9 protein-coding genes are annotated in these 12976 nt (G+C 73.2%); 5 read left to right on the forward strand and 4 right to left on the reverse strand.

Translation table 11 applies throughout. The annotated features are described in order from the left end of the window. The first annotated feature begins 163 nt into the window (after positions 1-163). Both ACZ592_RS15965 and ACZ592_RS15970 read left to right on the forward strand, forming a co-directional pair. Complete coding sequence (locus ACZ592_RS15965) at positions 164-1840, forward strand: PucR family transcriptional regulator (RefSeq protein WP_471582141.1); 1677 nt, start codon at positions 164-166, stop codon at positions 1838-1840. A gap of 186 nt (positions 1841-2026) precedes the next feature. Continuing rightward, positions 2027-2788 (forward strand): hypothetical protein, encoded by a 762-nt coding sequence (locus ACZ592_RS15970; protein WP_471582142.1) that lies wholly within the window; start codon positions 2027-2029, stop codon positions 2786-2788. A gap of 31 nt (positions 2789-2819) precedes the next feature. Here ACZ592_RS15970 and ACZ592_RS15975 read toward each other — a convergent pair whose 3' ends face one another. Beyond that, positions 2820-3545 carry a GntR family transcriptional regulator gene (locus tag ACZ592_RS15975; RefSeq protein WP_471582143.1) on the reverse strand — a complete coding sequence of 242 codons (726 nt, stop codon included), beginning with the start codon at positions 3543-3545 and terminating at the stop codon, positions 2820-2822. Between the two features lie 135 nt (positions 3546-3680). Here ACZ592_RS15975 and ACZ592_RS15980 point away from each other — a divergent pair, with 135 nt between their 5' ends. After that, complete coding sequence (locus ACZ592_RS15980; protein ID WP_471582144.1) at positions 3681-4544, forward strand: (2Fe-2S)-binding protein; 864 nt, start codon at positions 3681-3683, stop codon at positions 4542-4544. Positions 4545-4798: 254 nt separating this feature from the next. Next, positions 4799-5872, forward strand: coding sequence for a DUF2637 domain-containing protein (locus ACZ592_RS15985; protein WP_471582145.1), 1074 nt, complete (start codon positions 4799-4801; stop codon positions 5870-5872). Positions 5873-5914: 42 nt separating this feature from the next. Here ACZ592_RS15985 and ACZ592_RS15990 read toward each other — a convergent pair whose 3' ends face one another. Beyond that, the gene (locus ACZ592_RS15990) at positions 5915-6391 is read right to left on the reverse strand and encodes an ATP-binding protein (RefSeq protein WP_471582146.1); all 477 of its coding nucleotides are present in this window, start codon (positions 6389-6391) and stop codon (positions 5915-5917) included. 212 nt (positions 6392-6603) lie between these two features. Between ACZ592_RS15990 and ACZ592_RS15995 the strand changes: the two genes are divergently transcribed. Beyond that, complete coding sequence (locus ACZ592_RS15995; protein ID WP_471582147.1) at positions 6604-9651, forward strand: alpha-mannosidase; 3048 nt, start codon at positions 6604-6606, stop codon at positions 9649-9651. 36 nt (positions 9652-9687) lie between these two features. On the opposite strand, the gene ACZ592_RS16000 is transcribed toward ACZ592_RS15995, so the two are convergent. Beyond that, entirely contained in the window at positions 9688-11430 is a 1743-nt protein-coding gene (locus ACZ592_RS16000) for a pyruvate dehydrogenase (protein ID WP_471582148.1), read from the reverse strand. A gap of 120 nt (positions 11431-11550) precedes the next feature. Continuing rightward, positions 11551-12546 (reverse strand): protein phosphatase 2C domain-containing protein, encoded by a 996-nt coding sequence (locus ACZ592_RS16005; RefSeq protein WP_471582459.1) that lies wholly within the window; start codon positions 12544-12546, stop codon positions 11551-11553. Positions 12547-12976: the final 430 nt, after the last annotated feature.

Here is a 12976-nt window from a genome sequence, read left to right on the forward strand (position 1 = left end):
GCTGGCCAAGGCGCGCGTCTTGTAGATTCGTATGAAGAACGGGCCCCAGTAACCTCGCGGCTTCCCCCCGGAAACCCCGGACTCCCGGCGGAACAGGGCCCCGGCGCTACAGAGCGCACATGTTTGTACACACCATTCGAGACAGATCGGCGGCGACGACCCCATGCGGCTGCGCGCACTCCTGGACACCGACGCGCTGGGCCTGCGGCTGCTCGGCGGCGAGGACGAGCTGGACCGCACCGTGCGCGGTGTGATGACCACGGACCTGCGGGACCCCAGCCGTTACCTGGCGGGCGGCGAGCTGGTCCTCACCGGTCTCGCCTGGCGCCGCGACGCCTCGGACACGGAACCCTTCGTACGGCTCCTCGCGAGCGCCGGGGTCGCGGCCCTGGCCGCCGGGGAGGCCGAGCTCGGGGACATTCCCGACGACATCGTCGAGGCCTGCGCACGCCACCGCCTGCCGCTCTTCGCGGTCAACGAGTCGGTGGCCTTCGCCACGATCACCGAGCACGTCGTGCGCCAGGTCTCCGGCGAGCGCGCAGGGGACCTGGCGGCCGTGGTCGACCGGCACCGCCGCCTGATGACGTCGGGCCCCGCGGGCGGCGGCCCCGACGTCGTCCTCGACCTCCTCGGCACCGACCTGGACCTGCGGGCCTGGGTGCTCTCGCCCGCCGGGCGGGTGATCGCCGGGTCGAGCGCCGCCGGGAACAGCCTGCCCGCGTCCCTGTGCGCGCGGCTGGCCGGGGAGCATCTCGCGGCCGTCCGCACCGGGCGGCGCGGGCCGCACCGGGTGACGGTGGACGCGGTCACGTACTCGCTGTTCCCCGTTCGGACCAGTGGGCGCGGAGCGGCCGGCGCCTCGCGCGACGTGCGCGAGTCCGTGCTCTCCGACTGGGTGCTCGCCGTGGAGGCGGACGCGGGCGACTGGCCCGAGGAGCGCCTCGACCTGCTGCAGGGCGTGACCCAGCTGATCGCGGTCGAGCGCGACCGGCGCGACGCGGCCCGCACGGTGCGCCGCCGTCTCGCCCAGGAGGTCCTCGAACTGGTGCAGACCGGCGCGGCCCCCGCGGAGATCGCGGCCAGGCTGCGGGTCGCGGCCCCGGTGCTGCTGCCCGGTCTGGGCGCGGCCCCGCACTGGCAGGTCGTGGTGGCCCGCGTGGAGTGGGAGGGCGGGGACATCGACGGCGGCCCCGTCGCCCAGTCGCTCCTGGAGGAGATCCTCGTCGACCCGCTGTCGGCGGGCCCCGAGCCCTCCGACCGGATCGCGGTCGCGCACACCGGCGACGAGGCGATCGCGCTCGTGCCGCTGCCCGCCGTCTCCAGCGAGCACGACGGCTCGGAGACGGGCCTGCTCGCCGACTCGCTGCTCGCCTCCGTCCACGACCCGCTCTCGGCGGGCCTCTCGGACGACGGGCGGCTCACCCTCGGCGTCAGCGCCTCCGTGCACTCGGCGGAGGGCCTGCGCGGCGCGCTGGAGGAGGCCCGGCACGCCCGCCGGGTCGCCGCCGCCCGCCCCGGCCGGGTCTGCGCGGCGGGACACCAGGAGCTGGCCTCGCACGTCCTGCTGCTGCCGTTCGTGCCGGACGACGTGCGCCGGGCGTTCACCGCGCGGCTCCTGGACCCGCTGCGGGAGTACGACCAGCGCCACCGCGCCGAGCTCATCCCGACGCTGGAGGCGTTCCTCGACTGCGACGGTTCCTGGACGCGCTGCGCCTCGCGGCTGCACCTCCACGTCAACACGCTGCGCTACCGGGTGGGCCGTATCGAGCAGTTGACGGGTCGTGACCTCTCGCGCCTGGAGGACAAGCTCGATTTCTTCCTCGCGCTGCGCATGAGCTGAGGGAATCCACCACGGGGCCGACCGGGGGCGGGGTGCCGCCGGCCGGCTCGCGCCGTCTTCCTTGCCCGCCCTTTGTGAATTCTTTCACCCAGCCTCTTGGCCCGGCGCCGCGATCCATGCTGAGATTCGCCCACGACTCAACAGCTCAATGGTGTGCTCGGGGAGGGCAACGTGGCGCATACCGCCATGTCTGGTACCGGAACGACTGCAGAGCACGATCCACTCCAGACCGCGGTATGGCGGCTGCGCTCGCGCGGCTGCTGGACCGACGCTGCGGCGCTGCTCGCCTCACGGGCCGGGGCGGCGGCGGCACTTCAAAGGACGGCGCTCCTGGTCGAGCGGTGCCTGTTCACCGGGGACGGCTGGGGCGAGGCCGAGGACGGGCTGCGGACCGCGGAGGCGCTCGCCGAGGACGACGACGACCGGGGCGCGGCGGCCTGCGAGCGGGGCCAACTGGCGTACGCCTCTACGGTGTTGAACGTACGGGACCGGGCCGACGAGGCGCGTACGGCGCTCGGCAGGGCGGCGGCGCTGCTCGCCCCGAACGCTCCCGGCCGGCCGCTGCTCGACTTCCGCAGGGGCCTGATCGCGGAGCACATCGCGGACTCGCCGCAGTCCGCGAAGGCCGCGTACCGCAGGGCGCACGCGGGCGCCACGGCGCACTCCGACTCGCTGCTGCTCTCCTTCACCTGGCGCCACCTCGCCGGACTCGCCCTGCGGGACGGGGAGTTAGCCGAGGCCCGGCACGGTTTCACCGAGTCCCTGCGCATCCGCGAGGAGCTCGGCTACCTGGTCGGCACGGCCCCCGCGCTCGCCGCGCTGGCGGAGGCGGAGCCCGAGCCCGAGGCCACCCGGCTGCGCGCCGAGGCCACCCGCCTCTTCCGCCTCCTGGGCGGCGTACCGTCCTGGCTGGCCCAGCACCTGACGCCGCCGGCCGCCGCGGTCTAGGACGTGCCGAACGCCACGGGCTCCGGGGCGCTCAGCCCCCGGAGCCCGTGAAGTGCTCCCCCACCAGCGACGCGACCACGCCCAGGTCCTGGGCGATCAGTGCGTCGATGAGGGTCATGTGCTCGGCCGCGTCCGCCAGCAGGTCGGCCCGGCGGCTCGCGACGGGGCCGCTCACCAGGGGCCACTGCGAGCGGCGGTGCAGGTCGTCGGCGATCTGCACCAGCTGCCGGTTGCCGGAGAGCGCGAGCAGCGCGCCGTGGAAGGCCCGGTCCGACTCGGCGTAGTGGGCGAGGTCACCGCCCGCCGCCGCCGTCGCGGTCGCCTCGGCCAGCGGCCGCAGCCCGGCCCAGCTCTCCGCGGGCACCGTTCGGGCGAGCCGCAGCATCACCGGCACCTCGATCAGGGCCCGCACCTCGGCCAGCTCGGCCAGCTCGCGGGTGCTGCGCTCGGTGACCCGGAAGCCTCGGTTGGGGACGACCTCCACGGCGCCCTCGACGGCCAGCTGCTGCATCGCCTCGCGCACGGGCGTCGCGGAGACGCCGAAGCGCTCGCCGAGGGCCGGCGCCGAGTACACCTCGCCGGGCGTGAGCTCGCCGCCGACGAGGGCGGCGCGCAGCGCGTCGAGTATCTGTCCGCGCACGGAGCTGCGCCGGACGGTGCGGTGCGGGGTGCGGTGCTCCGCCCCCGCCTGCTCCGGCACCCGGACGCGCGGCGCCCCGGCGAGGGGGTCGCCCGCGCGCGCTCCGGTCTGCTCCACGACGTCCGCCCTGCTGCTGCCTGCCGATGAAAGGTACGAGAGGCACCATAGGCGGACAGGACCCGAGTTGAAACCTCGATCACGTCGGGTAAGGTAAGGCTAACCTGCTATCGATCGCGATTCGGTGGTCCTCGCATGTCCGTCCCCACCTTGGCCGCACCCGCCCAGGGCGCCCCCAGTGCCGTAGCGGACTCCTATGCCCGCCTCCACGAGGTGTACACGGGACTGCGCGTCACCGAGCTCGGCCCCGAGGAACAGGCCCCACAGGGCGGCGGCTGGGTCACCGCCGCCCGGCTCGCGGAGGGCGGGGCCGACCTCGAAGCGTTTCTCGCCTGGGACAACGCGCAGGTGCTGAAGGACTACGCCGTCCAGGCACGCCCCGACGTGGTGGCCAGCTTCGGGCTGCACCGCTACGCCTGGCCGGCCACCCTGCTCATCACGGTCCCGTGGTTCCTGCACCGCCGTGTCCCCCGCTTCCCGGTCGCCAACGTGTCCTTCCAGCGCACGCTGGGCCGTCTGGCGGTACGCCCGGACGGGTTCGCCTGCCTCCCCGGCGACCCGGCAGCGACCCTGCCCGGCGCCCGCGTCGTGCCGGACGAGGAGGCGCTGCGCGCGGAGGTGCGCGCCTCGGTCGCCGAGCACCTCGGGCCGCTCCTGGACGGCTTCGGGCCCCGGATGCGGCGCCGCTCGCGCGCCCTGTGGAGCGTCGCCACCGACGAGATCGTCGAGGGCCTCTGGTACGTGGCGCACCTCCTGGGCGAGGAGCAGCGCGCGATGACGGAGCTGGAGCGGCTGCTGCCCGGCGCCACCAAGCCGTACGTCGGCACGGCGGGCTTCCGGGAGCTGACGGGTCCCGGCGGCGAGAAGCTGCCGACCCGCGACCGGGCGAGCTGCTGCATGTTCTACACGTTGCGCCCCGACGACCCCTGCGTCACCTGCCCGCGCACCTGCGACGCGGAGCGCGTCGCGCGGCTGAGCGAGACCGCCGCGGCGAGCTGAGTCCCGGACGCCCGCACGCGCCGTGCGGGCCTTCAACCGGGCCGCCCCGGGCCCCCGTTCGCCCGAACCACTCTTTCGCGCACGTTTAATCGAACTCAACAACCAACGTCCCGCCGCGAGTTCGAGCAAAAGTACGCCGTGCGTGCCCCCTTGCACCCCTCTTGGCGTTCTCTTGCCCCGAAACCCCCTGAGGGTCATCGGAATTGGGTCAATATGGCGCCCGATACGCCCTACCGCGATGCAAGGGACCCCAGATGAGACTGACCGACATATCGCTGGACTGGCTGCTCCCCGGCGGCGTCCTGCTCCTGGGCATGCTGGTGGCGGTGGCGGTGCTCGCGCGCGGCAAGCGAGGCCACGACAAGGCGAAGGGAGCCGCGGGCGACGACTCGTGGGAGCGCAGCGAGGAGCGCCGCAGACGCAAGGAAGCCGTCTACGGCACCGCCTCCTACGTACTGCTGTTCTGCTGCGCGGCGGTCGCCGCCGCCCTCTCCTTCCACGGCCTGGTCGGCTTCGGCCGGCAGAACCTCAGCCTCTCCGGCGGCTGGGAGTACCTGGTCCCGTTCGGCCTCGACGGTGCGGCGATGTTCTGCTCCGTCCTCGCCGTGCGCGAGGCCAGCCACGGCGACGCGGCCCTCGGCTCGCGCCTCCTCGTGTGGACGTTCGCGGGTGCCGCCGCCTGGTTCAACTGGGTGCACGCGCCACGGGGGCTGGGACACGCGGGCGCTCCGCAGTTCTTCTCCGGGATGTCGCTCTCGGCGGCGGTGCTCTTCGACCGCGCGCTGAAGCAGACACGCCGGGCGGCGCTGCGCGAGCAGGGCCTGGTGCCCAGGCCGCTGCCGCAGATCCGTATCGTGCGGTGGTTGCGGGCGCCCAGGGAGACCTACGGTGCCTGGTCGCTGATGCTTCTCGAAGGCGTGCGTTCCCTGGACGAGGCCGTCGAGGAGGTCAGGGAGGACCGCCGTGAGAAGGAACGCACCCGGCTGCGCAGGCGCGAGCAGGAGAAGCTGGAGCGGGCGCAGCTCAAGGCGCTCAGCCGGGGACACCGGAACTGGCAGGGCCGCGGTGGCGGCCGCCAGGTGGACATGCAGGCCGTCGCACCGGCCGCCGGGTCCGCGCAGGTCGGCGCGGACCCTGCTATAGCGGCGCAGGAGCAGCTGCCGGTACGCTCCCGTCCCTCCCTCCAGGCCGTGAAGAACGGCCCTGACGGCTCCCCGCCGGTCGCCCCCGTCACCGTCGACCTGACGGCCGAGGACGACACCCAGGCACTGCCCCGGCTCGACTCGCTGGAGCAGAAGCTCAAGGACCTGGAACAGCAGTTCGGCTGACCGCGCCGGGAACCGGCCACACGTCTGCGAGGTGACCCGACGTCACACGTCGGGCGGCGGCGGCAGGGCACACGCCGTGCCGCCGTCGTCCAGCTCGAACCACACCGCCTTCCCCACCCCGTGCGCCCGTACGCCCCACGCGTCCGCGAGGGACTGCACGAGGACCAGGCCCCGCCCGTTCGTACCGTCGTCGGCGTTCGGTACGCGCGGCTCGGGCCGGCCCGCGACGAAGTCCCTGACCTCGACGCGCAGACCGCGCGGGCCCACCACCGCCGTGACGAAGGCCTCGTGATCGGTGTGCACCAGTGCGTTGGTGACCAGTTCGCTGGTGAGGAGTTCGGCGGTCTCGGCGCGTCCCGGCTTCCCCCAGTGCCGCAGGAGTTCCCGCAGGGCCCTCCTGACGTCGGACACCGCCCGCAGATCCGCTCTGCCCAGCTTGCGCGCGAGCCGGCCCGTGTCGGGCCCGTCCGGCGCCGCGCCGGTCCTCTCGTCCCGTACGTTCGGCGAGGTGGCCCCCATTCCCCCGGGGCCGCCCCCTCGTGACTGGCTCGTCATGACCCCCGCCCACAAAGCGATGTCTGTGCCTCCTTGCTCGAACAACTTCACGGAATGCATGCCCCGGGCCCGTGGAGGCACGCCTGTCGAATCGTCAACCAATGACGGGGGTGCGCCGCGGGGATGGGGGGAAGTGAAGCGGTGGACCCCACCGCCGAACGTTCCTAGGAGCCCGAGTGCACGACGACAGACTGCTGGTGGAAGGCCGCCTGGAACGGGCGCTGCGCCAGTTCATCCGCCCCGCCCAGTACGCGCGGCGCACGCCGCTGACCCTCTCCGTCTGGCACGCGCCGGGCGAGCCGGTGCCCGTCGGGACCGCGCTCGAAGCGGCGTACGAGCCCTTCGAGACCGGCACGGAGTGGGGAAATCCCTGGTCGACCAGCTGGTTCCGGATTCAAGGGCAGGTGCCCGAGGAGTGGCGGGGCAGCCGGGTCGAGGTGGTGATCGATCCGGGGTTCACCGGTGAGGGTCCCGGCTTCCAGGCGGAGGGTCTGGTCTACGACGCGGCGGGCGTTCCCCTCAAGGGAGTTCACCCGCGCAATCGGCATATTCCGGTGGCCTCCCCCGCCGCGGGCGGCGAACCGGTGCACCTGCTCCTGGAGGCGGCGGCCAATCCCGCCGTCCTGCACGACTTCGTGCCGACCCCCCTCGGCGACGTACTGACCGCAGGCAATAGCCCGATCTACCGATTCGTGTCTGCCGATCTCGCCGTACTCGACGAGGACGTGTGGCAGCTGACCCTCGACATCGAGGTCCTCTCCGAGCTGATGCGCGAACTGGACGCCGACCGTCCGCGTCGCCACGAGATCCTGCGGGCCCTGGAGGACATGCTCGACACCCTCGATCTGCACGACGTGTCCGGCACGGCGGCCGCGGCGCGCGCGGAACTCGCCGACGTGCTGGCCAAGCCCGCGCACGCGAGCGCCCACCGCGTGTCGGCGGCCGGTCACGCGCACATCGACTCGGCATGGCTGTGGCCCCTGCGCGAGACGGTGCGCAAGGCTTCGCGGACCTTTGCCAATGTGACGGCGCTGGCCGAGGAGTATCCGGAGCTGGTCTTCGCCTGTTCGCAGGCCCAGCAGTACGCCTGGGTCAAGGAGCACCAGCCGCACATCTGGGAGCGCATCAAGAAGGCGGTGGCGGACGGCACGTGGGCCCCGGTCGGGTCGATGTGGGTCGAGTCGGACGCCAACATGCCGGGCGGCGAGGCGCTCGCGCGGCAGATCACGCACGGCAGGCGGTTCTTCCGCGAGGAGCTCGGTGTCGAGACGGAGGAGATCTGGCTGCCGGACTCCTTCGGATACACCGCCGCCTTCCCGCAGCTGGCGAAGCTCGCGGGCATCCGCTGGTTCCTCACGCAGAAGCTGAGCTGGAACCAGACCAACAAGATGCCGCACCACACCTTCTGGTGGGAGGGCATCGACGGCACCCGGGTCTTCACCCACTTCCCGCCCGTGGACACCTACAACTCGCAGTTCCACGGCGCCGAACTGGCCCACGCGGAGCGGAACTTCGCCGACAAGGGCCGCGCCTCCCGCTCCCTGGTGCCGTTCGGCTGGGGCGACGGCGGGGGCGGGCCCACCCGCGAGATGATGGAGCGGGCCCGGCGACTGCGCTCCCTGGAGGGCTCGCCGCGCGTCGAGATCGAGCGCCCGTCCGCCTTCTTCGCGGCGGCCGAGGAGGAGTACGGCGCGCAGGCACCTGTCTGGTCCGGGGAGCTGTACCTGGAGCTCCACCGTGCTACGTACACGACCCAGGCGGCGACCAAGCGTGGCAATCGTCGCAGTGAACATGCCTTGCGCGAGGCGGAGTTGTGGTGCACGGCCGCGGCGGTGCGCGACCCCGCGTACGTCTACCCCTACGACACGCTCGACCGGCTGTGGAAGACGGTCCTGCTGCACCAGTTCCACGACATCCTGCCGGGCTCGTCGATCGCCTGGGTGCACCGGGAGGCCCGCGAGACGTACGAGCGGGTCCTGGCCGAGCTCGACGAGGTCACCGCGTCCGCGGTCCGCTCCCTCGGCGCGGGCGGCCCCGCGGTGCTGAACGCCTCGCCGTACGCCCGCAGCGAGGTCGTCGAGCAGGAGGACGGCACCCTGGCGCGCGTGGACGTCCCCGCGCTCGGCACGCGGAGCCTGGACGCCTCACCGGGCGGCGCCGGGGGAGGCGCGGTCGCGCACACCACCGGCGACACGATCCTGCTCACCAACGAGCACCTGAGCGTGACCGTCGACAGCGCCGGGCTGCTGTCCGCCGTACGGGACCTGGACGCGGGCCGCGAAGCCCTCGCGGGCCCCGCCAACCTCCTCCAGCTGCACCCCGACCACCCCACGCACTACGACGCCTGGGACCTCGACCGGCACTACCGGCACCGGCACACCGACCTCACCGACGCCGAGTCCGTCGAGCTCGTCGAGGACGGGCCGCTGCGGGTAGCGGTGCGGGTGGTGCGGGCCTTCGGGAAGTCCCGGATCACGCAGGAGATCCGCCTGGCGGCGGGCAGCCGGCGCCTGGACATCGTCACGGACGTCGACTGGCGCGAGTCGGAGAAGGTCCTCAAGGCCGCCTTCCCGCTGGACGTGCACGCCGAACGGTCCGCCGCCGAGATCCAGTTCGGCCATGTGCACCGGCCCACGCACGCCAACACCGGGTGGGACGCGGCCCGTTACGAGATCTGTGCGCACCGCTGGCTGCGGGTGGCCGAGGAGGGGTACGGCGTCGCACTCCTCAACGACTCCACGTACGGCCACGACGTGACGCGCACGGAGCACGACGGCACGCTCGGCACGACCGTGCGCCTGACCCTGCTGCGCGCCCCGCACAGCCCCGACCCGGAGACGGACCAGGGCACGCACCGCTTCACGTACTCCCTGCTGCCGGGGGCGGAGATCGGCGACGCGGTCGCGGAAGGGCTCTCGCTCAACCTGCCGCTGCGGGTCGCCGACGCGCCCGTCCTGCCGTCACTGGTGAGCGTCGACCACCCGGCGGTCACCGTGGAGTCGGTCAAGCTCGCCGACGACCACAGCGGTGACGTCGTCGTACGACTCTACGAATCGCGCGGCGGCCGGGCGGCGGCCACGCTCGGCACGTCGTTCCCTGTGGCCCGCGCGGAGGTGGCGGACCTGCTGGAACGGCCGCTGCACGAGGCGAGCACGAGCGAGGCGGGGCTCGCCCTCGCGCTGCGGCCGTTCCAGATCCTCACGCTGCGGCTGCGGCCCGCCTGACCGGAGCGGGGGACCGAACGGGTGCCGGGGTCGGTGTCACGGCCTCGGCACGTTCCGCAGGTTCGACCGGGCCATCTGCACCATCCGGCCCACCCCGCCGTCCAGGACGATCTTGCTGGCGGAGAGGGCGAAGCCGGTCACCATCTCCGAGCTGATCTTGGGCGGGATGGAGAGGGCGTTCGGGTCGGTGACGATGTCGACGAGGGCGGGGCCCTTGTGCGCGAAGGCGTCCTTGAGGGCGCCCGCGAGCTGCTTGGGCTTCTCCACGCGCACGCCGTAGGCCCCGGCGGCGCGGGCGACGGCGGCGAAGTCCGGGTTGTGGTTCGCCGTGCCGTAGTTCGGCAGCCCGGCCACCAGCATCTCCAGCTCCACCATGCCCAGCGAGGAGTTGTTGAACAGCACGACCTTCACCGGCAGGTCGTGCTGGACGAGGGTGAGGAAGTCGCCCATCAGCATCGAGAAGCCGCCGTCGCCCGACATCGAGACGACCTGCCGCTCGCGGTCGACGAACTGGGCGCCGATCGCCTGCGGCAGGGCGTTCGCCATCGAGCCGTGGCTGAACGAGCCGATGATGCGGCGCTTGCCGTTCGGGGTGAGGTAGCGGGCCGCCCACACGTTGCACATGCCGGTGTCGACGGTGAACACCGCGTCGTCCGCGGCGAGGTCGTCGAGCACCGAGGCGACGTACTCGGGGTGGATCGGGACGTGCTTCTCGACCTTGCGGGTGTACGCCTTGACGACGCCCTCCAGGGCGTCCGCGTGCTTCTTCAGCATCTTGTCGAGGAACTTGCGGTTCGACTTCGGCGAGACGCGCGGGGTCAGACAGCGCAGGGTCTCGCGCACGTCGCCCCAGACCGCGAGGTCCAGCTTCGAGCGCCGGCCGAGGTGTTCGGGGCGCACGTCGACCTGCGCGATCTTGACGTCGTCGGGCAGGAAGGCGTTGTACGGGAAGTCCGTGCCGAGCAGGATCAGCAGGTCGCACTCGTGCGTGGCCTCGTACGCCGCGCCGTAGCCCAGCAGGCCGCTCATGCCCACGTCGTACGGGTTGTCGTACTGGATCCACTCCTTGCCGCGCAGGGCGTGGCCCACCGGGGACTTGATCTTCTCGGCGAACTCCATCACCTCGGCGTGCGCGCCCGCCGTGCCGCTGCCGCAGAAGAGGGTGATCCGGTCCGCCTCGTCGATCATCGCGGCGAGCTGCTCGATCTCCGCGTCGCCCGGCCGTACGGAGGGCCGGGAGGTGACGAGGGCGGTCTCGGCGGCCTTCTCCGGGGCGGCCTCGCCCGCGATGTCGCCGGGCAGCGACACGACGGCCACACCGCTCTGCCCGACGGCGTTCTGGATGGCGGTCTGCAGCAGCCGGGGCATCTGCTTCGGGGTGGAGATCAACTCGCTGTAGTGACTGCACTCGCGGAACAGCTGGTCCGGATGGGTCTCCTGGAAGTACCCGAGGCCGATCTCGCTGGAGGGGATCTGGGCGGCGAGGGCGAGGACCGGGGCCATCGAGCGGTGCGCGTCGTACAGGCCGTTGATCAGGTGCAGGTTGCCCGGGCCGCAGGAGCCCGCGCAGGCGGCGAGGTTGCCGGTGATCTGGGCCTCCGCGCCGGCCGCGAAGGCGGCGGTCTCCTCGTGCCGCACCTGGATCCAGTCGATCTCCTTGGTGCGGCGGATGGCGTCGACGACCGGGTTGAGACTGTCGCCGACGACTCCGTACAGGCGCTTCACGCCCGCACGGACGAGGATGTCGACGAACTGTTCGGCGACGTTCTGCTTGGCCATGCTGTACGCACCTCTCGACGCTGGTGAACCGTGGCTCACCCCGTGTGACCCGTGGACCCGGGTTTCACTCGTACTCCCGATCGGTCATTCCTCGGGACCATGAATTCACAGGTACGGCCGTCATGCCTCCCAGACCGCGGCCGCCGTCCGGTCGTCGGCGTACCCCTTGACCCTCACCTGGATGTCCGCGAGGAACGCGGCGAGCCCCGGCGGACCGCTCTTCTCCCATCTGCGGGTGAGGTGTTCGGCCAGCCCGGGCTCGCCGCGCAGGGGTTCGGCGAGGCCGCCGCTGCACAGCACGAGCGCGTCACCCGGGCGGGCGACCGAGGCGCGGAACCGGAAGGGCTCGCGGGGCGGTTCCGGTGCCGGTTCGTAGGGGCTCGGCGGGGTGCTGATGCCGAGGTCCATGGTGAGGTGGTCGCCCTCGGGGGCCTGGGCGGGCAGCGAGCCGAACCCGACCACGGCGTCGCCGGTGGCGTCCGCGACGCGCGGCTCGATGTCCTGCCACTCGCCGTTCCTCAGCCGGAACAGACCGCCGCCGCCCACGCCGAAGAAGACCCGCGTGCGGCACTGGGGGTCGGCGGGCAGCAGCAGGCAGCGCAGCGACGCCGCGTACTCCTCCGGTGCAAGGCCGAGGTCGGCGGCGTGGCCGCGGAGCTTGCCGAGGCTGCGGTCGGTGAGGCGGTGCAGGCCCGACTTCAGGTGGCCGCGCCGGGCGGCCCTGATGTCCTCCGCGAGCCGCAGGTGGCTGCGTCCCACGGCACCGCCGATCCACTCGCAGGCCTCGGCGGCGGCGCGGTGGGCGCCGGGGGTGGCGCGGGCGCCGGTGGCCATGGCGACCAGCACGAGCGCGTTCTCGCCGGTGCCGAAGCGGGCGGTGAGCAGGGCGTCGCGGCGCGGCTCGCCCCGGTACCGGGGGGAGTCCCCGCGCACGGAGGCCGCGCGCAGCGTCATGCTCCCGTACCGCGCGCCGTCGAGCACGGTGTCGGCGACGAGGTCCCCGAGGTCGTCCGGATCGGCGACCGGCAACACGGTGGGCTCCGCCTCATAGGTCGGCGGCCCGTCCCCCACGAAGGCGACGCCGGCCTCACCCCTCTCCCCCGCCCCGCCGACCACATCGTCGGCACGGCCCTCCCCGGCCGCACCGGGCCCCCTGGACACGGCCTCGGCACCACGCGGCTCCTCGGTCGACGCATCCGAATACCCACCACGCTCCCGACCCCCCGAGGACCCGGCGGGGAAGGTCACTGGGCCGGTAGGCGTGGTGGTCGGGGGCGCCCAGGGTGCGGGGGCGGTGAAGGTGGGCGGGCCGGCGGGGGCGCGGGACTTGGGAGGCGCGGCGGGAACGGGGGGTACGGGTGATCCCGCGAGGTCGTCCGCGTCGCCGCGACCGTCCGGGGCGCGCTCTCCGCCGAGGGAACCGGTCGGCCCGACCTGGGCACCGGGCCAAGCGGGGGCGGGGGCGGGAGGGCTGACAGCGGCAGAAGAGTCGGGAGGTCCGGCGGGGGCCGGGGGTGCTGGCGGTCCCGCCAGGTCGTCCGCGTCG

Source organism: Streptomyces sp. NPDC040622 (assembly GCF_055593965.1).